22 protein-coding genes and 1 tRNA gene are annotated in these 23,962 nt (G+C 64.9%); 11 read left to right on the top strand and 12 right to left on the bottom strand.

All coding sequences use genetic code 11. The features are described 5' to 3' along the window. Positions 1-147 precede the first annotated feature (147 nt). Positions 148-783: a hypothetical protein gene (locus RAD04_RS03680; RefSeq protein WP_461622672.1), complete on the top strand. Its 636-nt coding sequence runs from the start codon at positions 148-150 to the stop codon at positions 781-783. Positions 784-821: 38 nt separating this feature from the next. Here the strand turns inward: RAD04_RS03680 and RAD04_RS03675 are convergent, their stop codons facing one another. Further along, on the bottom strand, positions 822-1,775 hold the full coding sequence (locus tag RAD04_RS03675) for an enoyl-CoA hydratase/isomerase family protein (protein ID WP_461622671.1): 954 nt from the start codon (positions 1,773-1,775) through the stop codon (positions 822-824). Between the two features lie 44 nt (positions 1,776-1,819). Between RAD04_RS03675 and RAD04_RS03670 the strand changes: the two genes are divergently transcribed. Both RAD04_RS03670 and RAD04_RS03665 read left to right on the top strand, forming a co-directional pair. Next, positions 1,820-2,203, top strand: coding sequence for a bleomycin resistance protein (locus tag RAD04_RS03670; protein WP_461622670.1), 384 nt, complete (start codon positions 1,820-1,822; stop codon positions 2,201-2,203). Between the two features lie 77 nt (positions 2,204-2,280). Then, complete coding sequence (locus RAD04_RS03665) at positions 2,281-2,913, top strand: hypothetical protein (RefSeq protein ID WP_461622669.1); 633 nt, start codon at positions 2,281-2,283, stop codon at positions 2,911-2,913. A 52-nt stretch (positions 2,914-2,965) separates the two neighbouring features. Here RAD04_RS03665 and RAD04_RS03660 read toward each other — a convergent pair whose 3' ends face one another. Then, a complete protein-coding gene (locus RAD04_RS03660; protein ID WP_461622668.1) occupies positions 2,966-3,796 on the bottom strand; it encodes a GntR family transcriptional regulator in 831 nt (276 codons plus the stop codon). A gap of 170 nt (positions 3,797-3,966) precedes the next feature. Here RAD04_RS03660 and RAD04_RS03655 point away from each other — a divergent pair, with 170 nt between their 5' ends. The 5 genes from RAD04_RS03655 to RAD04_RS03635 are packed head-to-tail and all read left to right on the top strand — an operon-like array spanning position 3,967 to position 8,901. After that, positions 3,967-4,902, top strand: coding sequence for a hydroxymethylglutaryl-CoA lyase (locus RAD04_RS03655; RefSeq protein ID WP_461622667.1), 936 nt, complete (start codon positions 3,967-3,969; stop codon positions 4,900-4,902). Beyond that, complete coding sequence (locus RAD04_RS03650) at positions 4,899-6,113, top strand: CaiB/BaiF CoA transferase family protein (RefSeq protein WP_461622666.1); 1,215 nt, start codon at positions 4,899-4,901, stop codon at positions 6,111-6,113. Before RAD04_RS03655 ends, RAD04_RS03650 begins: the two co-directional genes overlap by 4 nt. 42 nt (positions 6,114-6,155) lie before the next feature. After that, positions 6,156-7,202 (top strand): ABC transporter substrate-binding protein, encoded by a 1,047-nt coding sequence (locus tag RAD04_RS03645; protein WP_461622665.1) that lies wholly within the window; start codon positions 6,156-6,158, stop codon positions 7,200-7,202. After that, on the top strand, positions 7,199-8,047 hold the full coding sequence (locus tag RAD04_RS03640; protein ID WP_461617474.1) for an ABC transporter ATP-binding protein: 849 nt from the start codon (positions 7,199-7,201) through the stop codon (positions 8,045-8,047). Before RAD04_RS03645 ends, RAD04_RS03640 begins: the two co-directional genes overlap by 4 nt. 2 nt (positions 8,048-8,049) lie before the next feature. Next, complete coding sequence (locus RAD04_RS03635; protein WP_461622664.1) at positions 8,050-8,901, top strand: ABC transporter permease; 852 nt, start codon at positions 8,050-8,052, stop codon at positions 8,899-8,901. Between the two features lie 10 nt (positions 8,902-8,911). Here the strand turns inward: RAD04_RS03635 and RAD04_RS03630 are convergent, their stop codons facing one another. The 8 genes from RAD04_RS03630 to RAD04_RS03595 all read right to left on the bottom strand — a co-directional run bounded on the left by RAD04_RS03630 (position 8,912) and on the right by RAD04_RS03595 (position 18,215). Then, positions 8,912-10,159 carry a class I SAM-dependent RNA methyltransferase gene (locus tag RAD04_RS03630; RefSeq protein ID WP_461622663.1) on the bottom strand — a complete coding sequence of 416 codons (1,248 nt, stop codon included), beginning with the start codon at positions 10,157-10,159 and terminating at the stop codon, positions 8,912-8,914. Further along, on the bottom strand, positions 10,152-10,886 hold the full coding sequence (locus RAD04_RS03625; protein WP_183231754.1) for a TlyA family RNA methyltransferase: 735 nt from the start codon (positions 10,884-10,886) through the stop codon (positions 10,152-10,154). Before RAD04_RS03625 ends, RAD04_RS03630 begins: the two co-directional genes overlap by 8 nt. 39 nt (positions 10,887-10,925) lie before the next feature. Beyond that, positions 10,926-11,480: a nucleoside 2-deoxyribosyltransferase gene (locus RAD04_RS03620; RefSeq protein ID WP_461622662.1), complete on the bottom strand. Its 555-nt coding sequence runs from the start codon at positions 11,478-11,480 to the stop codon at positions 10,926-10,928. A 203-nt stretch (positions 11,481-11,683) separates the two neighbouring features. Further along, positions 11,684-13,612 (bottom strand): 1-deoxy-D-xylulose-5-phosphate synthase, encoded by a 1,929-nt coding sequence (dxs, locus tag RAD04_RS03615; RefSeq protein WP_028144212.1) that lies wholly within the window; start codon positions 13,610-13,612, stop codon positions 11,684-11,686. A gap of 611 nt (positions 13,613-14,223) precedes the next feature. After that, positions 14,224-14,475, bottom strand: coding sequence for an exodeoxyribonuclease VII small subunit (locus tag RAD04_RS03610; protein WP_008132970.1), 252 nt, complete (start codon positions 14,473-14,475; stop codon positions 14,224-14,226). Positions 14,476-14,547: 72 nt separating this feature from the next. Further along, positions 14,548-15,477, bottom strand: a complete 930-nt coding sequence (locus RAD04_RS03605; RefSeq protein WP_026202776.1) for a histone deacetylase family protein — start codon at positions 15,475-15,477, stop codon at positions 14,548-14,550. 133 nt (positions 15,478-15,610) lie between these two features. Beyond that, positions 15,611-17,266, bottom strand: coding sequence for a bifunctional metallophosphatase/5'-nucleotidase (locus tag RAD04_RS03600; protein ID WP_461622661.1), 1,656 nt, complete (start codon positions 17,264-17,266; stop codon positions 15,611-15,613). A 190-nt stretch (positions 17,267-17,456) separates the two neighbouring features. After that, positions 17,457-18,215: an enoyl-CoA hydratase-related protein gene (locus RAD04_RS03595; protein WP_461622660.1), complete on the bottom strand. Its 759-nt coding sequence runs from the start codon at positions 18,213-18,215 to the stop codon at positions 17,457-17,459. A gap of 207 nt (positions 18,216-18,422) precedes the next feature. Here RAD04_RS03595 and RAD04_RS03590 point away from each other — a divergent pair, with 207 nt between their 5' ends. Continuing rightward, on the top strand, positions 18,423-19,676 hold the full coding sequence (locus RAD04_RS03590; protein ID WP_461622659.1) for an MFS transporter: 1,254 nt from the start codon (positions 18,423-18,425) through the stop codon (positions 19,674-19,676). Between the two features lie 54 nt (positions 19,677-19,730). On the opposite strand, the gene RAD04_RS03585 is transcribed toward RAD04_RS03590, so the two are convergent. Further along, positions 19,731-21,509 (bottom strand): acyl-CoA dehydrogenase, encoded by a 1,779-nt coding sequence (locus RAD04_RS03585; RefSeq protein ID WP_461622658.1) that lies wholly within the window; start codon positions 21,507-21,509, stop codon positions 19,731-19,733. Between the two features lie 257 nt (positions 21,510-21,766). Here RAD04_RS03585 and RAD04_RS03580 point away from each other — a divergent pair. Beyond that, positions 21,767-21,841: transfer RNA gene (locus tag RAD04_RS03580), tRNA-Gln, on the top strand. Positions 21,842-21,928: 87 nt separating this feature from the next. Here the strand turns inward: RAD04_RS03580 and RAD04_RS03575 are convergent. Beyond that, positions 21,929-22,912 carry a LysR family transcriptional regulator gene (locus RAD04_RS03575; protein ID WP_461622657.1) on the bottom strand — a complete coding sequence of 328 codons (984 nt, stop codon included), beginning with the start codon at positions 22,910-22,912 and terminating at the stop codon, positions 21,929-21,931. Positions 22,913-23,014: 102 nt separating this feature from the next. Here RAD04_RS03575 and RAD04_RS03570 point away from each other — a divergent pair, with 102 nt between their 5' ends. Beyond that, positions 23,015-23,959, top strand: a complete 945-nt coding sequence (locus RAD04_RS03570; protein WP_461622656.1) for a ketopantoate reductase family protein — start codon at positions 23,015-23,017, stop codon at positions 23,957-23,959. Positions 23,960-23,962 lie beyond the last annotated feature (3 nt).

The following is a 23,962-nucleotide window of genomic DNA, read 5'->3' as shown; positions in this document are numbered from 1 at the left end:
TGCCCATCCAACCGGCAGTTGAACTTAACGGCTCGTTAACCGGTGCATGGCCCTAATCGGTCGGTTTCTGTCCGTTTCCAGTCGGCGTCCCGATATCGCTGAAGCCGAACGAAGCGGGTCTGTCGGGCCCGTCTTCCGAGCAATCACATGGCCGTCATCTCATCGAGCACCAACCAGATTTCGCCCGCCAACGAGCGCCTGTATCACCAGAGTGCTCTGGTCGGCGACTGGAAGGGCAATTGGGTGGGCAACAACCAGCCCGTCGGCTTCAAGGTCGTGAACATCCGCGGTGCCCGGGCGCAGGTCGAGTACACCCATAACGGGCACACCGAGCGCGGCTTTGCCGAGGTCCAGGGCACGCTCATCACCTTCGGCGGGGTCACGGTCGGCACCAAGGACGGCAAGAACATGGTGATGCTGTTCTCCTTCGGGGGCGCTGGCAAGCAGACCGCGAATCTCGAGAAGCAGGCCCCGCCGGCTTCCGACAGCCGTCTCATGGGAAGTTGGGGCGGCTATTCCAGCGCCAACGGCAAAAGCGCGAGCTTCAAGGTGCTCGCGGTCAATGGCAAGGAAGCGCAGGTCAGCGTCACCACCGATGGCGTCACGCGCCAGGGCACCGGCTACGTCTACAAGAACGTCATCATGTTCGGGCAGACGCAGATCGCGACCGATGACGGGCAGAACGGCAATGTCATCTACCAGGTCGGCACCAAATCCTTCATGGTGCCGGTGACGAAATATCCGCCGGCCGATTCATCGTCCTCCGTCGACAGGACCGCCTGAACGCGCAGCGCTTCCGACGCGCGGGGGCCCTGCTGTCCTCACCATTTCGGCGCCCGCTTCTCCACGAACGCCCTCAAGCCCTCCTGCGCCTCATCCGACGTCGCGACGTTGCAGAAATCGTCCACCGCGCTCGCAATGCTGCGGCGATAGTCGAGATCGATCTGGCGCATGAAGGCGGCCCGCCCCATCCGCAGCACCGCGGCCGATTTGCCGGTGAACTGCGCAGCGAGCTTCGCCACCTCGGCCTCGAGCGCCGCATCCGCGACGACGCGGTTCACCACGCCGAGCTCGCGTGCTTCCATGGCGCTGAAGACCCGGCCGGTGAACAGCAGCTCGAAGGCGCGGTGTCGTCCCACGATGCGCGGCAGATGCGCGTAGTGGATCGCGGGAATGACGCCGACGTCGATCTCGGGATAGCCGAACGTCGCGCTCTCGGCTGCCAGCACCACGTCGCAGGACACCGCCATGGTCATGCCGCCGCCGCGCGCCGCACCGCCGACCGCGGCGATCGAGGGCTTTCCGAGCCCGTACTGTGCATCGTAAAGGTCGATATAGAGCGCCTGGAGGAATTCCCGGATCTCGGCGCCGGATCTGCCAAGCAGGATGTCGAGGTCGAGGCCCGCCGAAAAACGTTTTGCAATTGCGCTCGCCAGCACGACCACGCGTGCGCCGTCGTCGTCCGCAGCGCGGCGCAAGGCTGCGACAACTGCGCGGATCATCTCGAGGTTCAGCGCATTGACGGGCGGGCGGCGCAGCGTGATGCGGGCGATGTTGCCAACGCATTCGTACGCGACGGGATTGTCAGAGGTCACCGAGTTCTCCATGCTTCGTTGGGGCAGCACCTTCAACTGCCGCTCGATCTTGCGCAAGACTTCGCGGGCGGGCGCAAGGGCGCCATCGCCGATCAGCCGCGCCAGACATTCGGCCCGTTCCGCCAGATGCGGGATCAGCTTACGTTGCGGCGCGACCCGTGCAAGACCTCGGGCGCGCATGCTAGGCTGCGTGCGGGAGATTGCTCGCGACTTGGAGAGGACAGATGACCGACGAACATCCCATGATGGCCGGCTCCGCCACCGTTTTCGTCGTCTCCGACATCGCCGCGAGCCTCGTCTATTACCGCGACGTGCTCGGGTTCGAGGTCACCTTCGAATATGGTGCGCCCTTGTCCTATGCCTGCCTCTGCCGCGACGTGGTCGCCCTGCATCTGCTGGCAGCGGCCAGGACGAAACGATTGCCCGGGCAGGGCGGCCTCTGCATTTTCGTCCGCGACGTCGACCAGCTCTATGCCGAATTGTCCGGCCGTGGTGCCAGGCCCATCAACCAGCCGGAGGATCGCGATTACGGCATGCGCGATTTCGACATCGTTGATGCCGACGGCAATCAGCTCACCTTCGGCATGGGTATCCCGGAACCCGGCTGAGGCGACGCCGGCGCAGCCTCGCTGGCATTCCTCATCGCCGGAGGGTATGATTTGCGAGGTTTTCGAAGGTTACCTGAATGTCTCGCCTTGCAACTTCATGCGGTCTTGCAGCTATCTTCGCCGTGCTCTGGCTCGGCGGCACCTCCGTTGATGCGCAAGTTGCACCGCTGAGGTATGTCATACCGGGCGGACCGTTTGGCTTTGGCGGCAGCGATGGCCAGGGCTCCGATCCTTACGGGAATTTTCCGAGCTTCAATGCCGGTGACGCAGGCGGGCGCACTAATTTTGCGAACGGCTTCTTCGTCGGCAGCCAGCGCGGCAACCTCAATTGGAGCGGGCTCAGTCAGACCGGACTTAGTCAGAGCGGACTTAGTCAGAACGGACTTGCCGGCAATTTCAGCGCGCTCTCCTATGACAGCACGCAGTTCGGCTACACCACCAAGACAGCCGGCGGCTTGCCCGTGACGTTCTTTGCCGGCTTCGACACGCTGAAATATGGCAATGGCATCGGCAGCTCGGTGGCGCCGCTGACCTCGGGCGGGGCCCCCGGCACCAGCGCATTTGCGGGTGTCGAGTTCAAACCGACGTCCAATCTCAGCCTGTCGTTCGGCGCCGGTTTCATCCAGCAGGACTCGGGTCGCATGGACAGCGATATCAGGTCGAACATGCTGCCCGGCGAGTCGCCGGCCCTGAGCGGCCTTCGGCGTTAGGATCGCATCGATCACGTTCGGATGACGGGGCCACGCAATCCTGGTTTGGGCATCACGACAAGCCCGCCACCAGCGGCCGTTGCAGGTGCTTGGCCATCAGTTCCGCCGCTTCGGCATAACGCCCGGTTTCCAGAATGTCGAGCAGGCGCAGATGCTCGCGCACGTGACGCCGCATGCCGTCGCGGTCGGCGAAGCTGCGGTAGGCGAACAGGCGTCTGATCGAGTTCACGCGCCTGAGCGCTTCAAGGAAGAAAGGATTGCCGGCGCCGCGGATGATGTCTTCGTGGAATTCGCAGCCGGAGTGAAAGATCTCCCCGATCGTCATCTTCTCGAGTTCGCCTTCGAAGACGCGCTGCTGGCGCTCGCGCAGACGTACGATCACTTCCCGCGGCAGGGCAAAACCCGGCTGCGCGATTGCTGCCGGCTCGATCACCGCACGAAACGCCTTGGCCTGTGCTTGAGATTCGGGACTTGAGACCGTCTCTGCGAAACGCCAGCCATAGCCCGGCAGGCGTGCGATCCAGCCCTCGGCAGCAATCCGGTCGAGCAGCCGCTGCAGCTCGGCCCGCGTGACGTCATAGCGACGCATCAGCTCCGCCTCGGTAACGTCGGTCGGCAGCCGGCTCGCGAGCACGTCGCCTGCGACGGACGCATAAACCTGCTCGTTGCGCCTGACTGCCGCGAGCGCCGGTTGGGCTGCGCCGCTGGTGGGATTCTTGGCCAGCACAAAGCCGCGATGCGGCTCGCCGCGCGCCAACCCCGCGGCCTCCAGAGCCTTGAGGCCGAGCCGGATCGGCGCGCGTGAAAGGTCCAGCGCGTCGGCAAGCCTTTGTTCGATCAAGCGGTCGCCGGCCTTCATGCCTTCGCGCCGGGCGAACGCCATGATGAGGCCGGCGAGGTGCTCGGCGCGTTCGGAACCGTCGGTTCGGGTGCCGCGCTGTCGGGAACTGTCGGATGCAGTCATTGCAGTGCACGCAAAGTTTAGGGCTTGACAGACTGTCCCATGGATTGTTCTTTTATGCAACAATATACAATCGACCCAGGGAGAACCCGATGGCACGCGCGCCGGATGTCCATATTTGCGAGGTCGCTCCCCGCGATGGTCTGCAGAATCTCGACATCTTCGTTCCGACCGAAGCCAAATGCGCGTTGATCGACACGATAGCTGCTGCCGGCGTGCGTGAGATCGATGCCGGCTCGTTCGTGCCGCCAAAGGTCGTGCCGCAATTCGCCGACGTCGATACGGTGATGGCGCACGCGCTCACGCACAAATCGGCAACCATCGGTGCGCTGGTGCCGAACGTGAAGGGCGCCGAACGCGCCATCGCCGCCGGTGTCGACGCCATCTATTTCGTCATCTCGGCGAGCGAGACGCACAACCAGGCCAATGTGCGCCGCACGGTCGATGAGCAGATCGAAGGATTTCGCGCGGTTCGCGCCGCGATCGACTCTCGTCCGGCGGACCAGCGGCCGCAGCTGATGGGCGCGATCTCCACCTCCTTCGGCTGCTCGCTGGAAGGTGAGGTGAGCGAAGCAGCCGTGTGCCGGGTGGCGCGCGCCTTTGCCGAGGCCCGTGCCGACGAGATCGGGCTTGCCGACACCGTCGGTTACGCCACCCCAAAGCTGATCGGCCAGATCGTTGCAGCCGTGCGGCGCGAGATCGGGCCGCAAATGACGTTGCGGCTGCATCTGCACGATACGCTCGGCGCGGGCCTTGCCAATGCCGTCGCCGGTCTCGAAGCCGGCATCCGCCGTTTCGACGCCGCCGTATCAGGCCTCGGTGGCTGCCCCTTTGCTCCCGGTGCGCGCGGCAACATCGTCACCGAGGACCTCGTATTCATGCTGGAACGCATGGGCCTCTCCACCGGCATCGACCTCGACCGTCTGATGCAGACGCGCGAGATTCTCGCCCGTCATATCCCGGCAAAACATTTGACGGGGCATCTGCACGAGGCGGGTATTCCCAAAGTCCTGCGGAGTGCGGCATGACCTCGGTTGCGCGTGAGACGGCATCGGAGCTTCGCCCGCTCGCCGGGCTTCGCGTCATCGAGTTCAGTCAGATGGTGATGGGGCCGAGTTGCGGCTTGATCCTCGCTGATCTCGGCGCCGACGTGATCAAGGTCGAGCCGCCCAAGGGCGACCGCACCCGCACTTTCAAGGGCCCAGCCGCCGGTTTCTTCGCCACCTACAGCCGCAACAAGCGCAGCATAGCGTTGGATACGTCGACCGCGGAAGGCCAGAACATCGCACGCAGGCTGATCGAGAACAGCGACGTCCTGATCGAGAATTTCCGGCCGGGCCTCTTGAAGCGGATCGGCCTCGACTACGAGAGCGTCGCGGCCTTCGCACCGCGCCTGATCTATTGTTCGCTCAAGGGGTATCTGCCTGGACCCTACGAGAACCGCCTCGCACTCGACGAGGTCGTGCAGATGATGGGGGGCCTCGCCTACATGACCGGCTTGCCCGATCGTCCCATGCGCGCCGGGGCTTCGGTCAACGACGTCATGGGCGGCATGTTCGGCGTGATCGCGATCCAGGCGGCGCTCGCCGAGCGGCAGCGCACCGGCCGAGGCCGTTACATCCAGAGCGCGCTCTACGAGAACAACGTGTTCCTGATGGCGCAGGCCATGATGTGCGAGGTGGTCAGCGGCCAGCCTTCGATTCCCTATTCGATCAAGGACAGCCCGTGGCCGGTTTACGATCTCTTCGACACCAGGGACGGATCGAAGCTGTTCGTGACCATCGTCGGCGAGGAGCAATGGGAGGCGTTCTGTCGTGCCTTCGATCGTGAAGCCTGGCTCATTGATCCGCGGTTTGCGACGAGCAATGACCGCGTCGATCATCGCGGCTGGCTGATCCCGGAAATCGCGAAGATCTTCAAGCAATGGGACAAGGCCGATCTCGCCGCGCGCCTCGAGCAGCTTGATCTGCCCTACGCGCCGGTCAACAAGCCCGGCGATCTCTTCGACGATCCGCATCTCAACCAGTCCGGCGGCCTGATCGACATCAGGCTGCCCGACGGTAACGAGGCCAAGACGCCGCTGTTACCGATTTCCATGGACGGAAGGCGCCTGCCCAACCGCTACGATCCACCTGGGATCGGTGAGCACAGCAGCGAGATCCTGCGCGAGATCGGCATGTCTCCGGAAGACATCGAGGCGCTGCGACAAGCAGGGACGATCAAGTTCGCGCCGTCCTGACCGATCGGCGTGATCGAACAAGAAACGAGGGGGGAGGAGCACATGAGCATTACCAGGCGCCAGGCGCTGATCGCGGGCTCCACACTGGCCGGAGCATCGCTGTTGCCGGGACGATTGCTTGCGCAGAGCAAGCAAGTCTCCCTTGCGTTCGGACCGGTGTCGCCGGTGTACGCCATCGGCATGATCGCGGAGCTGAAGGGGTACTTCAAGGACGAAGGACTCGATTCAAAGCTCATCACCGGCAATGCCGGGACGTTCGGACGCCAGACGCTGGCGGCAGGGCAGGCGCTGTTCGCGCATGGCGATGCCAGCCACCCGCTCCAGCTCGGCGCGCGCGGCAAGCCCTGCAAGATCCTGCTCGCCACCGAGATGGTGTGCTCCTACGCCAACATCATGGTCCGGCAGGACCTCCACGACAGCGGCATCAATTCGGTCGAGAAGCTCGCGGAGTACAAGCGCGCCGACGGCGCCAAGCCGATCGTTGCGGCGACCGCCATCGGCTCGGGCACCTGGGTGTTCGGCACCTATGTGTTCGAAGCGCGCGGGCTCGGCGACAAGGTGAACTGGGTCGCGGGCGGCGGGACCAACACGATGTTCCCCTCGCTTCAGACCAAGCAGTTCGACGCCATTATGGCGCCGCCGAGCTGGATCGTCGAGGTCGAGAAGAAAGGGTTTGGCAAGACGATTTACGACACGTCCAAGCCGGGCGTGTTCGAGAAGGATTTCGGCGGCACGCTGCCCGTGCTCGTGATCTACGCGCTCCAGGATACGGTGGAGCAGGACAAGGCGTTGGTGCAGGCCTACGTCAATGCGATCTACCGCGCCATGGCCTTCGTGAAAGCGGCGCCGCTCGCGGAGGTGCAGGCGCTGGTCGCGCCGAAATATTTCTCGGGCATCGATCCCGACGCGGTCAGTGCCGAACTCGGGTTCGACAAGTCGACCTGGGCCTATGACGGTGTCATCGACAAGCCCGCGTTCGAACGCGGCGCCAAGCCCTGGTATCGCAAGGGCACGGATATTCCCGAGACGAAATACGAGGATGCCGTCGACATGAGCTTCCTCCAGGCGGCCAGGGCGAAATACAAATGATCGCCGCGCCGGGCCAGGGCCTTGCGCTCGCGCGCGACGAAGGTCACACAGCGGCAGCGCGCGTCCGCATTGCCGTGCAGGGGCTTGCCAAGCGCTTCAACGCGTCCGGCCGCGAGTTCGTGGCGGTGGATGACGTCTCCTTCGAGGTCAAGCAGGGTGAGTTCGTTGCGCTGCTGGGTCCATCCGGCTGCGGCAAGAGCACCATTCTCAACATGGTCGCGGGGTTGTTGCCGCGCTCTGGTGGACGCATCCTGATCGATCAGGACACGGTCGAGACCGGCAAGGTCAACCCCAGGGTTGGTTATGTCTTCCAGCGCGATACGCTGTTTCCCTGGCGAACCGTGGAGCAGAACATCGGCTATGGGCTGGAGATCGCGGGATTGCGGAAGACCGAGCGCGCCAGCCGCGTCGCTTCGGCGGTCGAGAAGGCCGGGCTCTCGGGGTTTGGGCAAAGCTTTCCACGCATGCTGTCCGGCGGCATGCGCCAGCGCGTCGCCTTGATGCGCACGCTGATCCTGGAGCCCGAGATCCTGCTGATGGACGAGCCGTTCGGCGCGCTGGACACCCACACCAAGCTGGAGATGCACAAGACGCTTCTGGAGATCTGGGAGCGCGAGCGGCAGACCGTGCTGTTCGTGACGCACGATCTCGGCGAGGCGCTGACGCTGGCGAGCCGCATCATCCTGCTTTCGGCGCGGCCCGGGCGACTGAAGGAGGACTTCGACGTCGCCATCCCGCGGCCGCGTGACCCCGTGGCCGTGCGCGAGAGCGCCGAATTCGGTCGCCTCTATTCTCACATCTGGCACTCCCTCGGCGAAGAATTCCGCCGCACCAGGGCCGATTGACCATGTCCAACAGCCGCATTGTGATCCTGTTCTGGCAATTGGCCATTCTCGCAGCCGTGCTCGTCATCTGGCAGTGGGGCTTTGAATGGAGCAAGGCGTTGCTGCCGAGGGCTTACGTGCCCAAAATCCTCGATCCTTATTTCGTCGCCAAGCCGTCGCTGATCTGGCAGAGCTTTCTGCGGCTCGGCTGCTTCTCTGACGCCGGCGGCTTTGCCGCCTGCATCAGGGGCAACGACAACAATCTGTGGCTCGCCACGCTCGTCACGCTGAAGAATACTTGGTGGGGCTTTCTGTTCGGCTCTGCGAGCGGCATCGCGGCTGGCCTGGTCCTCGGCCGTTCGGATTTCCTTGCCCGCGTGTTCGGACCCTACATCGTGGCGCTCAACTCGATACCGCGCATTGCGCTGGTGCCGCTGGTCATCCTGATCTTCGGCCTCGGCGATCTCTCCAAGATCGCGACCGCCTGGCTTGTCGTGTTCTTCGTGGTGTTCTTCAACACGTTCGAGGGAACGCGGGCGGTCGACCGCGACCAGATCGCTGCCGCCCGTCTGCTCGGCGCCAGCGAGTTCACCGTGCTGCGTACGGTCGTGATCCCGTCCGCGCTCGCCTGGGTGTTCGCTTCGCTTTTGCCGGCGGTGTCCTTCGCGCTGATCGGTGTCATCGTCGGCGAGTTCATCGGCGCCGAGCGCGGCCTCGGCAAGCTCATCATCGAAGCGGAGGCGCGCGCCAATGCCAGCGAGATGATGGTCGCCATCTTCGTCATGATGTTCGTCGGCATCCTGCTGGCGATCGCGGTGCGCTCGCTGCAGTCCTATTTGTTGCGATGGCAGCCGCAATTCGAGCCGTCAGCATAGCGGCCCGACCTCAACGGCTGAACCGCGCCACCAGCTCCACATGCGGCGTGTGGCGGAACTGATCGACCGGCACCACCGCCTCCAGCCGGTAGCCGCCGTCGATCAGCAGCCGCGCGTCGCGGGCAAATGTCGCAACGTTGCAGGACACCGCGACCACGACGGGCACCTTGCTCGCGGCGAGCTTGAGCGCCTGCGCCTGTGCGCCCTGGCGCGGCGGGTCGAACACCACGGCATCGAAATCGCGCAACTCCGGCGGCACCAGGGGAAGGCGGAACAGATCGCGCGGCTCGGCCTTGATCGGCTTCAGGCCCGGCGTGCGCGCGGCTTTTGCCAGCGCTGCGACAGCGCCGGCGTCGTTATCATAGGCGGTGACGCGCGCTTTTTCGGCGAGCCGCAAGGCGAACGGCCCGACGCCGCAGAAGAGGTCGAGAACCTCCTTGGCCTTGCCGATGCGTTCCGCGACGAGCGCTGCCAGCGTCTCTTCGCCCGCGACGGTCGCCTGCAGGAACGAGCCCGGCGGCAGCGTCACCTCTGCGCGGCCCATCTTTATTGTCGGCGCCAGGCGTTGCAGCACCAATTCGCCATGCCGCGTCAACCGCGCCAGGCGGTGCTGCTCGGCGACGCGCGAGAGCGCGGTGACGAGCGCTGTCGGCAGCGGGCCGGAGCCGCGCACGTCGACATCGAGGCCGTTGGCGGTGGCGGTGACCTGGATGTCCAGCGGCTTGGTCACCGGCATTCTGGACGTCAAAGGCTCGGCGAGCGCCCAGGCGGCATCGAGCGCGCCATGGAGCGCGGGATCGAGGATCGGGCAGCGGTGGATCGGGATGACGTCATGAGAGCTCGTCGCGGAGAAACCGACCTTGAGGATATCATGCGTGCCGAAGCGGCCGTGCAGCGTGACACGCCGGCGGCCGGCGCCATGGGCGTCGACCAGCGGCGCCACTTCGCAATCGATGCCGGCCTGTGCCAGCGTCTCCACCACGATGCCGCGCTTCCAGGCGTGATACGGCTCGGCCGCCCAATGCTGGATGGCGCAGCCGCCACAGACGCCGAAATGCGGACAGAACGGCTCGATGCGCTCCGAGCTTGCCACATCGACCGCGAGCAGCTTGCGGCGGTCGGGATGGTTGCCCACGACGTGATCCACCTCGACGGTCTCACCGCCAAGCGTATAGGGCACGTAGATCGCTTCGCCGGCGTCGAGGCAGACGCCGTCGCCGCGATGGCCGACATGATCGATCCTGATGCGCTCAACCACGACGCGCGCCCAGGAAGAATTCGATATTGCCGTCGCCGCCCGTGATCGGCGAGGGGAATATCTCGATGTCGGTGCAGCCGAGCGAAGCGGCAAAGGCGGCGATGTCGTCGCAGATCTCCCGGTGCACGGCGGCGTCGCGGACGATGCCCTTCTTGTTGTGCTTCCTGTCAGCCTCGAATTGCGGCTTGATCAGCGCCAGCAGGCTCATCGGCGCGGCCGCCAGCGACAGCGCCACCGGCAACACGGTCTTCAGCGAGATGAAGCTGACGTCGATGACGACGACATCGGGCCGCGCCGGCAGCCGCTTGCCCTCATAGCTGCGGATGTCGGTCTCCTCCATCGACACGATCTTGGGATGGTCGCGCAGCGAGGGATGCAGCTGGCTGGTGCCGACATCGATGGCGAACACCAGGCTCGCGCCGTTCGCCAGCAGTACCTCGGTGAAGCCGCCGGTGGAGGCGCCGACGTCGAGGCAGACATGGTCCTCGATCTCGATCGGATACCGCTCCAGCGCGCCGGCGAGCTTGACGCCGCCGCGGGAGACGTAGGGGTGCGCGGGCTCGGCCTGGATCACGGCGTCCTCGGCAATCGTCTCCGACGGTTTGGCGACCGGCTTGTCGTCGGCCGTGACGAGGCCCGCCTCGATCGCCGCGCGCGCCCGCGCCCGGCTCTCGAACAGGCCGCGCTCGACCAGCAATACATCTGCGCGCTTGCGGGCAGGGGACATCACGCTCTCTTGGGACTCTTCTTGGAACGATTGATCTGCTTATGTAGCGATCAATCGCGCGGCCGCCATCCGGACGCAAGTCTCGAACGCGGCCAGATCGTGCCAGACGTCGATCGGCATCGCGGCCGGCGTCACCAGCGGGCAGCCGTGCAGCTCCAGGGCATGGATCATCATGAGATTGTCGACGAGGCCGAAATCCTCGACCGTCAGCCCCTGCGCATCGACCAGCCGCCCGTCCTCGGAGGTGACCTCCATGAAGCGGCCGACACGGTCGGCATAGGCGGCGCCGTCGTTGGAATAGGCCAGACAGAATTTGCGGCGGCCGGCCATGTAGCCGAGCTCGTAGACGGTGCCGGGATCGGCGCCGGCGCCGCGGAACGGGGTGAGGTTGGCAATGATGGCGTCGGCCGCGTCCATCATCGCCTCGTTGCCGCAAAAGATCTGCCGCGCGGCATCGGGCACCGTGAGGTCGATGGCGTTGTCGAGCGGATAGAGGCCGGTGAGCCCGTAGCGATCGCAGATCGCGACCTTCTGCCGGCCGATCTCGATTGCATCCGGCAGGAACACGTCGGGGCCTGCCAGATAGATTTTCATGGCGTCACAGCCGGACAAGATTGGATCGAGGTGCGAGCCGCAGCGCGTGCTCTACTCCCTCTCCCGTTTGCGGGGAGGGTTGGGGTGGGGGTGTCTCCGCGAGCGAGAACCCCCAGGAGGAGAGAACCCCCTCACCCGGATCGCTTGCGCGATCCGACCTCTCCCGCAAGCGGGAGAGGTAAGGGGCAGCGTCCGTTCGGCAATCAGGCCAGCTTGACCGTCTCGGCCTTCACGTCCTTGCCGAGCGCCTCGAACACCTTGGCGACGATGCCCTTGGCGTCGAGACCGGCGCGGCCGTACATCGCGGCCGGCGTGTCGTGGTCCTGGAACACGTCGGGCAGCACCATCGAGCGGAACTTGACCATGCCGGTGTCGAGCACACCCTGATCGGTCAGGTACTGCGCGACATGCGAGCCGAAGCCGCCGACCGAGCCTTCCTCGATCGTGATCAGGATCTCGTGGTCGCGGGCAAGCTTGAGCACCAGCTCGGTGTCCAGCGGCTTCATGAAGCGCGCGTCGGCGATCGTGGTCGACAGGCCGTGGGCTGCGAGCTCATCGGCCGCCTTCTCGCATTCGGCGAGGCGGGTGCCGAAGGAGAGCAGGGCGATCTTGCTGCCCTGGCGAATCACACGGCCCTTGCCGACCTCGAGCGGAATGCCGACCTCGGGCATCTCGATGCCGCGGCCTTCGCCGCGCGGATAGCGCAGCGAGCTCGGACGGTCGTCGATCGCGACCTGGGTCGCCACCATGTGCACGAGCTCGGCTTCATCCGCCGCCGCCATGATCACCATGTTCGGCAGGCAGCCGAGATAGGCGTTGTCGAACGAGCCGGCATGCGTGGCGCCGTCGGCGCCGACGAGGCCGGCACGGTCGATGGCGAAGCGGACGGGCAGGTTCTGGATCGCGACGTCATGGACGATCTGGTCGTAGCCGCGCTGCAGGAAGGTCGAGTAGATCGCGCAGAACGGCTTGTAGCCTTCGCTGGCAAGACCGGCGGCGAAGGTCACCGCGTGCTGCTCGGCGATACCGACGTCGAAGGTGCGGTCGGGGAAGGCCTTGTTGAAGATGTCGACACCGGTGCCCGACGGCATCGCCGCGGTGATGGCGACGATCTTGTCGTCCTTCTGCGCTTCCTTGACGAGGCTCTGGCCGAACACGTTCTGGTAGGCCGGCGCATTCGGCTTGGCCTTGGCCTGGGTGCCGGTTGCGACGTCGAACTTGACGACGGCGTGGTACTTGTCGGCGGACGCTTCCGCCGGGCCGTAGCCCTTGCCCTTCTGCGTCACGACGTGGACCAGGATCGGGCCGGTCTCCATGTCGCGCACGTTCTTCAGGACGGGCAGCAGATGGTCGAGATTGTGGCCGTCGATCGGGCCGACATAGTAGAAGCCGAGCTCCTCGAACAGCGTGCCGCCGTCCATCATGAAGCCGCGGGAATATTCCTCGACGCGGTTGGCGCGGTTGGCGATGATCTTGGGCAGGCGCTTGTTGATCTGCTTGGCCGCATCGCGCAGCGTGCGATAGGTCTTGCCGGAGTAGAGCCGCGACAGATAGGCGCTCATGGCGCCGACCGGCGGCGCGATCGACATGTCGTTGTCGTTGAGGATGACGATCAGGCGCGAGTTCATCGCACCTGCATTGTTCATGGCTTCATAGGCCATGCCGGCCGACATCGCGCCGTCACCGATCACGGCGATAACGTTGTTCTTGCCGCCGGAGAGGTCGCGCGCCACCGCCATGCCGAGGCCGGCGGAGATTGAAGTCGAGGAATGGGCCGCGCCGAACGGATCGTAATCGCTCTCGCTGCGCTTGGTGAAGCCGGACAGGCCGCCGCCGGTGCGCAGCGTGCGGATGCGGTCGCGCCGGCCGGTGAGGATCTTGTGCGGATAGGCCTGATGGCCGACGTCCCAGATCAGCCGGTCGCGCGGCGTGTCGAAGACGTAATGAATCGCGGTGGTGAGCTCGACCACGCCGAGGCCCGCGCCGAAGTGACCGCCGGTCACCGAGACGGCATCGATGGTCTCCTGCCGCAGCTCGTCGGCGACTTGGCGAACCTGCTCGATCTTGAGCTTGCGCAGGTCGTCCGGCGTCCGGATGGTGTCGAGAAGCGGCGTTTTACTGTATGCGTTCACGGCGATTTCCAATTTGTCAGCGCCGGAAGGTCATTCCGGTGCGCGATGGGTTTGCACAATATCGGCGCAGCGCGAGTCCTCAAACCGTCGGAGCCACCTGCATGGGGCAAGGCCCCGTCTTCAAGCTTAGGTAAGCTTAAGTGCGCTCCGGTTCAGTCTCTGTGATCCCTGTCACTTAGATCGGCTTCGTCCGTCCCAGCCAATTTCATTAGCAGTTTGAAGCGCTTGTCGTCGGAATTCTCTGCCCACGCAAGGCTTGCAAAAAGCCACACTCCGCGCAGCTTTACACCAAAGCTTGGGCCAAAGCCAACCCGCAGGACCGATTGGGGGTATGCAGATGCAACCGGCGGGCCAGAGTGGTTAACCGTGGCCCGGGACAATGGGTTCCAGCCTAGCCGGGTCCCCTGGCAGGCTTTTTCGCCTGAATGAGCTCTTTTTTTGGTCCTGAAGGACGGATTTCCGCAAGGGGCGGCAGCGATCCGCGTGCACGGAACCGCGCTGCTCAGCGGGATAGCGCTGTGCGATCGTGAAATCGATGCGGGCAGCCACGCTGCCGTGATGACGTTTCGGGGCCTGCCCTCAGAAGACTGGGCGGGAAAGTCTCGGCTTTCCTACTGCACGTCCAGCGGCGCGGTGCCGGTGGCCTGGCCGCTGGCATCGGTGGTGATCTTGTCGACGCGCGCCTCGGCCTGGCGCAGCAATTCCTCGCAGCGGCGCTTCAGCGCCTCGCCGCGCTCGTAGATCGTCACGGATTCCTCGAGCGGCACCTTGCCGTCCTCGAGCCGCTTCACGATCGTTTCGAGTTCCTCGATCGCGCGCTCGAAGGTAAGCCTGGAGACGTCGACTTGGGTATTTTCGGCCATATCCGTTTCCGATTGCCCGATTCGCTTTCCTTGCAGTGAAGGCGGTTTGCGGGCTTAATGTGGCGGGCGTCGTCAGGCGCCCATCAGGGCGCCGACATGCGCCGTAACAGATTCTTTCAGTCCTTGCAGGTCATAGCCGCCCTCGAGCACCGAAACAACGCGCCCCCCCGCGGACTTGTCGGCGAGATCCATCAGCTTGCGCGTCACCCAGGCATAATCCTCCGCGCGCAAATTCAGCGAGGCCAGCGGATCGCGATAATGCGCGTCGAAGCCGGCGGAGATGATGAGCAGCTCGGGGCTGAATTTCTCGAGCTGCGGCAGAATCAAATTCTCGAACGCGGAGCGGAATTCCGGCCCGCCGTCCTCGGAGGCGAGCGGCGCGTTGACGATGGTGTCGTGGTCGCCGCGCTCGCCGGTGGCGCCGGTGCCCGGAAACAGCGGCATCTGGTGCGTCGAGCAGTACATCACGGTCGGGTCCGACCAGAAGATGTCCTGCGTGCCGTTGCCGTGATGCACGTCGAAATCGACGATGGCCGCGCGCTTGATGCCGTATTTGCGCTGCGCGTGGCGCGCGGCGATGGCGACATTGTCGAAGAAGCAGAAGCCCATCGGCTTGCCGATCTCGGCGTGATGGCCGGGCGGGCGCACCGCGACGAAGGCGTTGCGATGCTCGCCCGCCATCACCGCTTCGGTCGCCGCCACCGCGCCGCCGACGCCGCGCATCACCGCTTCCCACGTGCCCGGCGACATCGAGGTGTCGCCGTCGATATAGACCTGCCCGCTGCTCGGTGCGATGTGGCGCAGCTCGGTGACGTAGTGCTCGTTGTGGCACAGCGTGACGAGATCGAGATCACCCTCCGGCGCCTGGTCGCGCACCAGGAACTGGAAGCGCTCATGCGACAGCGCTTCCTCCACCGCACGCAGGCGATCCGGCCTTTCAGGGTGTCCTGGCGGCGTGACATGGTCGAGGCAGGCCTTGTGGGAAAGGAGAAGCGTGCTCATCAGGTCGGCCTCATGGATCCGGGCTTTCGACGTCGCTTGGCGCATCCGGCGCCAAAACGCAATGCAAATCCCAATCTATGCGTTTGAACGGGAATGGCAAAGGGTCGTCCGGTTCTGGCCCGTTTGATCCGGATCAATTCACGCGCAGGATGCGGCTCAGCGGCAGCGGGCCGATCGGGCCGTGTGCCCGGAAGAACGCGAACAGCGCGTCCGCGTCGTAGCCGCCATATTGTGGCGCCGTGCCTTGTTTGGCGACGGTAAAACCATCGCCGCCGACGGCGAGGTAATCGTTGAGGGTGACGCGGTAGCCGCTGGCTTGCTCGATCGGTCTGCCGCCCAGCGTCATCTTGTCGGCGATCACGCGCTCGCCGAATGACTTCGACGCATCCCAGGCATAGCTGAACCCGTTCGACACCTGGAGAATCCGCGGCCGCTTCGGGTCCAGCCATTGCTGCTCGAGCATGTCCTTGAGCTGACTGCCCGTCAGCGTCATCGTCACGAGGCGGTTGCGGAATGGCTGGCTGGCGAAAACATCGCCGAAGGAGATCGCGCCGTTCTCCTTCGGGACGATGTCGGTCCGGATGCCGCCCGGATTGGTGAGTGCGATGACAGCGCTGCCATCCTTGGCGTCCCTGGTCGCAGCAAGCTGCGCGTCCGCGATGATGTCGCCGAGCGCGCTTTCGCCGGCCTCGTTCGGCACGCGCGATAGCGTCTGCGTCACCGATCCGGCCGGCCGGTTGGCAATCGGCGCCGAGAGCCGATCATAGGCCTCGATCAGCGCGGTCTGCTCCGCGTCCTTCGCCAGCGAGGCATTGGCGACGATGACGTTCTCGGCTTTGGCGCTGACGATGTCGCGGGTTACAGGATCGAGCTTGAGATCGATCGCGGTGACCAGCGTGCCGTATTTGTCGCCGCTGGTGACGAGCCGCCCGTCGATGTCGCAGACATAGGCGCGGTGGGTATGGCCGCTGACGACGACGTCGACGGCGCGGTCGAATTTCTTGACGATGTCGACGATCGGCCCGGTAATGGCAGGGCATTCATTGTAGTCGCCGGCGGGCTCGCCGCCCTGGTGGATCAGCACCACGATCGCCTCGACGCCGCGCGCCTTCAACTGCGGCACCAGCGCGTTCACCGTCGCGGCTTCGTCGCGGAATTCGAGCCCGGCGATGCCCGACGGTGAAACGATGCCCGCGGTCTCCTTCAGGGTCAGCCCGATGAAGGCGATCGGAATGCCGTCGAATTCCCTGATATCGTAGGGCGGCAGCACGCTGTTGCCCGTCGCGGTCTCGATGGTGGACGCGGCGAGATAGCGGAATTTGGCGCCCGTGAACGGATGCGGCCCCTGGCAGCCGTCGACCGGATGGCAGCCGCCGTTCTGCATCCTGAGCAGCTCGGTCTTGCCCTCGTCGAACTCGTGATTGCCGACCGAGCTGATCGCAAGACCCATCAGCGAAAGCGCCTCGATTGAAGGCTCGTCGTGAAACATCGCCGACAGGAAGGGGCTCGCGCCGATCAGGTCGCCGGCGGCGACGAAGATCGTGTTCTTGTGCCCCTCGCGCAGCTGCTTCACCAGCGTCGCCATGTATTCGGCGCCGCCGGCCGCCACCATCACCTTCCTGGCTCCGTCCTCGGGATCGGCGATGCGGATGCCGCCCGGCGGCGGCCGCAGATTGCCGTGAAAATCGTTGATCGCGAGCACGCGCAGCTCGACCGGCGCGGCGATCTGGGCCGAGGCGGGGAGGGCGGCGATGAGGGCGAGGGCGGCAAGGATGGATCGGTATCGCATGGAACAAGATTAGTCGGTCCGCGCGAAGATTTCACGAAGCATTGTCGTGACCGTACGGGATGAGAGGGTCTGTCCCCGACTACGGCCTCGTAGGGTCGGCAAAGGCGCACTTGCGCCGTGCCCAAGCCTTAAGACGTGGGCACGCTTCGCTTTGCCCACCCTACGATACCGGGCTCGCGGAGAGAGCCCGCTACTTCTTCTTCCGGTTCGCAAACGCGTTGAACGCCGCCACCGCTTCCTCCGACTTGAGTCGCTCGCCGAACAGATGGCCTTCCTGGTCGATGCGGCGGGTGAGCTCTTCGGCCGGCGCGCGCAGCAATTTGCGGGAGGTTGCGACCGCCTCGGCCGGCAGCCGGCAGATGTCGCGCGCCACCTTGCGCGCCTCGACCTCGGTATGTCCGGGCGACACCACGGTGTTGACGAAGCCTGCCGCATGCGCCTCCGCGGCGGAAAAAGTCCGCCCCATCACCAGCATCGCGAAGGCGCGCTGATATCCCATCGTGTTCGGCATCAAGAGGCTGGCGGCGCCGACCGGCACCAGCCCGAGATGGATGTAGGGCGCGGAGAAGGTCGCAGCGTTCGAGGCCAGCACATAGTCGCAGTGAAACAGCATCACGGTGCCCACGCCGATCGAGGCGCCGTCGACGGCGGCGATGATCGGCTTGACGTTGAGGGCGAGCGAATAGAGAAACTTGGCGCCTTCCGACAGCGTCTCGGGGCGCGCAGTGTCGGCGTGCATGAAATCGTCGATGTCATCGCCTGCGGTGAACACGCCGGAGCCGCCGGTGATGATCATGCAGCGGATATCGGGGTTGTTCTGCGCGGTGTCGATCGCGTGGCTCATCTCCCGGTACATGTCCTGGGTGATCGCGTTCTTCTTGCCCGGGCGGCGCAGGGTGATGACACGCGTTCCGCGCTCTTCGGTGACGACGATATTGCCATTCGGCATGAGAGCCCCCTGCGCTCGCCGCGATGCTCGCCGCTTCGCGAGTCTCGCCGAGTATCAGCCTACATGATCCCGCAGGCGTGCCAATGCGCTGAGTCAACCTTTTCGGCGCCAACGCGCCGCAACAATTGGCTACAATGTTTCATTTGAAAAACCGGTGGTTGTGGCGCACGATCCCGCGCGGTTCCATGTGACCCGATTGCCCGATTGATGATTGCCGCAACCCGCGTCGACGAATCCTCGCTGCACTACCGCGGCTGGCGCGTCGTGCTGGCCTGCTTCCTGATGGCCTTTTTCATGTTCGGCTTCGGCCTGTATGGGCAGGGCGTCTATCTCGCCGAGCTGCAGCGCGCCCATGGCTGGCCGGGCACGCTGGTCTCCGCGGCCAGCACGTTCTCGTTTCTCCTGACCTCCGTCCTCGTCATCTTCACCGACGATCTGCTCGCGCGCATCGGCCTGCGGTCGCTGATCCTGTGCGGCCTGGCGGCGCTCGGCGCCTCGACGGTGCTGCTGGCGCTGATGCAGACGCCGTGGCAGCTGTATCTCGCCTATGCGCTGATGTCGGTCGGCTGGACCGGCATGGGCACCGTGGTGATCGCGACCGTGCTGAACTCCTGGTTCGAGCGCCGGCGCGGGCTCGCGCTCAGCCTCGCATTCAACGGCGCGACCTGCGGCGGCATCATCCTCGTTCCACTGCTGCTGTCATTGACCGGCAGCATCGGATTTCGCTCCGCCATGCTGGCGGCCACGCTCGCGATGATGGTGCTGGTGCTGCCAGTGGTCGTGACCTTCATCGGCTGGCCTGCCGGGACCTCGCCGGCTTCGGGCGGACGCCCTTCCGGTGAGAGCGCGGCCGCGCCAAGCCATTCCCGCAAGACGCTGCTCGCCAACGCGGCGTTCTGGACCATGGTGCTGCCGATCGCGATCGCGCTGCTGGCGCAGATGGGATTCATCATCCACCAGGTGACGTTTCTCGAGCCGCTGATCGGCCGCTCGGCCGCAGGAGGCGCGGTCACCATCATGGCGGCGATGGCGGTGGTCGGCCGCCTGTCGCTCGGCCTGTTCGTCGACCGGCTCGATCCCAGGCTCGCCTGCGCGGCGTCGATGACGAGCCAGGCGGCGGCGCTGTTCGTTCTCGTGCAGAGCACGAGCCCGACCGTGCTGCTGGTGTGCTGCGCCGTCTACGGCTTCTCGATCGGCAACATGATCACGTTTCCGCCCCTGATCATCCAGCGCGAGATCGGCGCCGCCGCCTTCGCCGCCGCAATGGGATTGGGCACCTCGATCAGCGGCGTCGTCAGCGCCTTCGGTCCGGGCATCGTCGGCCTCGTGCGGAGTTTGACGGGCAACTACACGATGGCGTTTGCGATGTGCGTCGTGCTGGATCTCGTGGCGGCGGGCATCGTGTTGTGGCGGCCGGGGAGAGGAGCGGGAGAGTCGCACAATCTATCCCCGTCACCCTGAGGTGCCGGAGCGAAGCGGAGGCCTCGAAGGATGACGGGTTGGCAGTAAGCCTCCTTACCCCAGCAGCACCGCATCCGCCGCCGCGACCGATTCCGCGCTCTCGGTCACGGTGCGCTCCAGCGCGCCGGCCTGCACACTGATGTTCTCGGCGAAGAAGCGTGCGAGCGAGACGTAGCGCGCGGCGTCCGTGTTGCCGTCGGCCTTGGCGGCAAGCGCCTCGGAGGCGAGCACGCAGCCGCCGAGCGTCGAGCCGAACTGCTGCAAATAGGGTGTCGCACCGGCAAGCGCCTCGTTCGGCGCGGACGTCACGCGCTCCAGCAGCCATTTGCTGGTGCGCGTCAAGGCCTCCAGCGCTTCGCGCAGCTTGACGCCCGTGGTGCCAAAAGCCGGATCGTTCGACGCTTCGACTTTCTTGACCGTCGCTGCGAGCTCGTCGAGCAGCGCCCAGACGGCAGCGCCGCCATTGGCCGCGAGCTTGCGCGTGACGAGGTCGATCGCCTGAATGCCGTTGGTGCCTTCGTAGATCGCGGTGATGCGGGCATCGCGATAATGTTGGGCCGCACCGGTCTCCTCGATGAAGCCCATGCCGCCATGCACCTGCACGCCGAGATAGGCGACCTCATTGCCGATGTCGGTGGAATAGCCCTTGGCCATCGGCGTCAGTAGCGCTGCGCGCGCGGCGGCATCGGCACGCACCTTGGGATCCCTGGCGCGCGTCGAGACGTCGATCGCGACCGCGGTCGCATAGCAGATGGTGCGCGCGGCGGCGGTCTGCGCCCGCATCCGCATCAGCATGCGCTTGACGTCGGGATGCACGAAGATCGCGTCCGAGCCTTCGCTCTTGCTGCCGACGGCGCGGCCCTGCTTGCGTTCCTGCGCATATGACAAAGCCTGCTGATAGGCACGGTCGGCGACGCCGACGCCTTCGAGGCCGACGCCGAGGCGGGCCTGGTTCATCATCGTGAACATGCAGCGCATGCCCTGGTTCTCTTCGCCGATGAGGAAGCCGATGGCGCCGCCATGATCGCCCATGGTCATGGTGCAGGTGGGGGAGGCATGCATGCCGAGCTTGTGTTCGACGCCGCTCGCATAGATGTCGTTGCGCTGCCCCAGCGAGCCGTCTGCATTGACCATGAACTTGGGCACGAGGAACAGCGAGATGCCCTTGGTGCCGGCGGGCGCATCGGGCAGACGCGCCAGCACGAAATGGACGATGTTGTCGGTCATGTCGTGCTCGCCATAGGTGATGAAGATCTTCGTCCCCTTGATGAGATAGGTGCCGTCGGCTTGCTTCTCGGCGCGGGTGCGCAGCGCGCCGACGTCGGAGCCGGCCTGCGGCTCTGTGAGCTGCATCGTGCCGGTCCATTCGCCGGAGACGAGCTTTTCGAGATAGATCTTCTTCAGCTCACTGCTGCCATGCGCGTCCAGCGCCTCCATCGCCGACGCCGTCAGCAGCGGGCAGAGGCCGAAGGCGAGGTTCGAGGCGCTCCAGATCTCGGTGCAGGCCGCATTGATCGCGATCGGCAGGCCCTGGCCGCCGAAATCTTCGGGGCCGGACACCGCGTTCCAGCCGCCCTCGGTCCAGCGCTTGTAGGCATCGGGCCAGCCCGGCGCGGTCGTGACCTTGCCGTCGCTGAGCTTGATGCCGTGCTCGTCGCCGACCTTGTTGAGCGGGGCCAGGACGTCGGTTGCGAACTTGCCGGCTTCCTCCAGCACGGCCGCGGCGATGTCGGCGTCGAAATCGCCGTAATGACCGGCCTCCACGGCAGCCTTGAGGCCGGCGCCGTGATTGAGCGACAGCAGCATGTCAGAAATCGGCGCGCGGTAGGTCATGGCTCACTCCCGTGGACAGGTCTTGGCGCCCTATTCCCATGAAATGGGGGAGGTCTCAATGGGGCGGGAGGGGCCGGACGGTGGCGGTCAGAACGGGGCCGTCGCGGGCCCATAATAGAGAGTGTAGCGGGGCCGATCCCGGGGCTGTGGTATTTTGCCCTTCCAGGCGGTTGAAATGCTGCGCCGCTCCCTATAGACCGGCTGCGACCAAGGGAATCTGCGGTAGCCAGTTCTTCCGCCGGCCCCAGGTCGCCTGTTGGGGCGTAGCCAAGCGGTAAGGCAGCGGATTTTGATTCCGCCATTCGGAGGTTCGATCCCTCCCGCCCCAGCCAGAAGCTTAAGCTGCTGTCTTGCGCAAGACGGAGGTTCGGCTTCGATCGTTTGGCAGCGAAGAGCCGAAAACTGTCTCAATAAGCGCTTCACTGCGACCGCATTTTGCGTGGCCCTCGTTTCTTTGGCCGACTGGAAGGATGCAGACCCCGCACCTCCTGTTGTTGAAAAAGTTCCGCGCAGATGCCACGCAGCCATTGGCTTGCCGGGTCGTGATGGAAGCGGGCGTGCCAATATTGCTTCACAGTAAAGCCGGCGATCGCCAGCGGGCAGTCGAGCACGCGCAGTCCGTAATAGTGAGCCAGCGTTTCGCCAATGTGCCTTGGCAGGGTGGCGATCAGGTCGGTCGTCCCCACGATTGCGGGCAGTCCCAAAAAGCCGGGTAGCTCAAGCGCCACGTCAAGGACTAGCCGCTGCTCCTGTAGCGCGGTCGCGAGCAACTGATGTCCAGTGCCGGAGCGAATGAGGACGTGGGCCTCGCGCCTGAAATCCTTTGCGGTGATACGGTCGCGGATCCGGGCATGTTTGGCGTTCGCCAAGCAGACCCAATCCTGCGGAAAAAGTGCCTGTTGGAAATGTCCGGCGTCGAGACCCGAGATGTAGCCGAGGGCCAGATCGGCCTCACCGGATTGCAGCATCCGTGGAGTGTCCGCGCCGATCTGTGTCGCCTCGATACGAACGCCCGGGGCGACGCGGCGGATGTGAGCGAGGATGGACGGAAGCAGCGTGACGTGGCTTCCATCCGTCATGCAGATCGCGAAACGGCGCTTTGCGGTTGTGGGATCGAAGTCGGTGCGAAGCTCAGCCAGACGACGCAGCGTTTCCAGGGCCTGCCTCGCCGTGCCGATGAGAGCCTCGGCGCGCGGCGTTGGCAGCATTCCCTCCGCCGACCGGATGAAGAGCGGATCGTCCAGTTCCTTACGCAGTCGCGCCAGCCAGATCGAGATGGTCGGCTGACTTTGACCGAGCTTTTCTGCTGCCTTGGTGACGCTGCCCGTGGTGAATAACGCGTCGAAGAGCCTCAGCAGGCGCGGGTCCAGCAGGTTGGTCTCGACATTATCCGCGTGCGTCATTGCGATTCACAATAATGGATATAAAGATCATATCATATCTTAATATGGATCGGCCTGCTACCACGCTTCCAGCGCCAAGAAGGGCGCGCGGGGAAGCGTTGGATGAGGATCTGCTTTATTGGAGCGGGAGCCTTGGGCTCGACCATCGGCGGCACGCTGGCGCGCGGCGGTGCCGAGGTGTGGTTGATCGATCCGTTTCAGGCTCATGTCGACGCCATCAATGCCGCGGGCCTTCGGATGCTCGAAGGCGACGCCGAAACCATCGTGAAGGTCGCCGCTTGCACCTCCGCGGCCCAAGTCGGCGTAGAGGCCGACCTCGTCATCGTCCTTGTCAAATCCTACTACACGCGGGATGCGATCCGCGCTGCAGCGCCGATCATCGGGCCGCAGACGGTTGTGATGTCGCTTCAGAACGGTCTTGGTCACGAAGACATCCTTTCGGAGGAAGTTGGTCGTGACCGGGTCATGGCGGGGAAGACCTACGTTGGTGGCGTGCTGCTTGGCCCCGGTCATGTTCGCTCCGGGGTCATCGGCAAGGAAACCATCATCGGTGAACTTGACGGACGCTTGACGGAACGCGCGCAGCGAATCTCCGAGGTTTTCAATCGTGCCGGCATTCTCATGCTGCTCAGCGACAACATCTTGGGCACGATGTGGGACAAGCTTTTTATCAATGTCGCCGGCGGCGGCGTTACGGCCATTACCGGCCTGACCTATGGCGGCCTCTATTCGCTCCCCATCCTGGAGGAGTGTGCGCTGGCAGCGATTTCAGAGGGCATCGCGGTCGCGCAGGCGGCCGGCGTGAAGATCTCGATTACCGACCCGCTCCGCGCCTGGACAATGGCATCCGCCGGTCTGCCGCCCGAGTTCAAGACGTCGATGTTGCAGAGCTTGCAGTCCGGCAATCCGACCGAGGTTGACTACATTCACGGCTCTGTCGTCCGTTGGGGCGCAAAGCTCAACGTGCCGACCCCGGTCAATTCTACCCTCGTCGCGTTGGTCAAAGGGCTCGAATACGCCCGCAGCGACTATCCCGGAAAGAGCTGAGAC

Source organism: Bradyrhizobium sp. 25ACV (assembly GCF_054863005.1).
This window is presented reverse-complemented; position numbering and strand designations above follow the sequence as displayed.

Bases quoted from the DNA above. Each gene is read 5' to 3' on its own strand.
- RAD04_RS03680 (WP_461622672.1), top strand. From the start codon at position 148: ATGGCCGTCATCTCATCGAGCACCAACCAGATTTCGCCCGCCAACGAG.
- RAD04_RS03675 (WP_461622671.1), bottom strand. From the start codon at position 1,775: ATGCGCGCCCGAGGTCTTGCACGGGTCGCGCCGCAACGTAAGCTGATC.
- RAD04_RS03670 (WP_461622670.1), top strand. From the start codon at position 1,820: ATGACCGACGAACATCCCATGATGGCCGGCTCCGCCACCGTTTTCGTC.
- RAD04_RS03665 (WP_461622669.1), top strand. From the start codon at position 2,281: ATGTCTCGCCTTGCAACTTCATGCGGTCTTGCAGCTATCTTCGCCGTG.
- RAD04_RS03660 (WP_461622668.1), bottom strand. From the start codon at position 3,796: ATGGCGTTCGCCCGGCGCGAAGGCATGAAGGCCGGCGACCGCTTGATC.
- RAD04_RS03655 (WP_461622667.1), top strand. From the start codon at position 3,967: ATGGCACGCGCGCCGGATGTCCATATTTGCGAGGTCGCTCCCCGCGAT.
- RAD04_RS03650 (WP_461622666.1), top strand. From the start codon at position 4,899: ATGACCTCGGTTGCGCGTGAGACGGCATCGGAGCTTCGCCCGCTCGCC.
- RAD04_RS03645 (WP_461622665.1), top strand. From the start codon at position 6,156: ATGAGCATTACCAGGCGCCAGGCGCTGATCGCGGGCTCCACACTGGCC.
- RAD04_RS03640 (WP_461617474.1), top strand. From the start codon at position 7,199: ATGATCGCCGCGCCGGGCCAGGGCCTTGCGCTCGCGCGCGACGAAGGT.
- RAD04_RS03635 (WP_461622664.1), top strand. From the start codon at position 8,050: ATGTCCAACAGCCGCATTGTGATCCTGTTCTGGCAATTGGCCATTCTC.
- RAD04_RS03625 (WP_183231754.1), bottom strand. From the start codon at position 10,886: ATGTCCCCTGCCCGCAAGCGCGCAGATGTATTGCTGGTCGAGCGCGGC.
- RAD04_RS03620 (WP_461622662.1), bottom strand. From the start codon at position 11,480: ATGAAAATCTATCTGGCAGGCCCCGACGTGTTCCTGCCGGATGCAATC.
- RAD04_RS03610 (WP_008132970.1), bottom strand. From the start codon at position 14,475: ATGGCCGAAAATACCCAAGTCGACGTCTCCAGGCTTACCTTCGAGCGC.
- RAD04_RS03605 (WP_026202776.1), bottom strand. From the start codon at position 15,477: ATGAGCACGCTTCTCCTTTCCCACAAGGCCTGCCTCGACCATGTCACG.
- RAD04_RS03600 (WP_461622661.1), bottom strand. From the start codon at position 17,266: ATGCGATACCGATCCATCCTTGCCGCCCTCGCCCTCATCGCCGCCCTC.
- RAD04_RS03595 (WP_461622660.1), bottom strand. From the start codon at position 18,215: ATGCCGAATGGCAATATCGTCGTCACCGAAGAGCGCGGAACGCGTGTC.
- RAD04_RS03590 (WP_461622659.1), top strand. From the start codon at position 18,423: ATGATTGCCGCAACCCGCGTCGACGAATCCTCGCTGCACTACCGCGGC.
- RAD04_RS03585 (WP_461622658.1), bottom strand. From the start codon at position 21,509: ATGACCTACCGCGCGCCGATTTCTGACATGCTGCTGTCGCTCAATCAC.
- RAD04_RS03575 (WP_461622657.1), bottom strand. From the start codon at position 22,912: ATGACGCACGCGGATAATGTCGAGACCAACCTGCTGGACCCGCGCCTG.
- RAD04_RS03570 (WP_461622656.1), top strand. From the start codon at position 23,015: ATGAGGATCTGCTTTATTGGAGCGGGAGCCTTGGGCTCGACCATCGGC.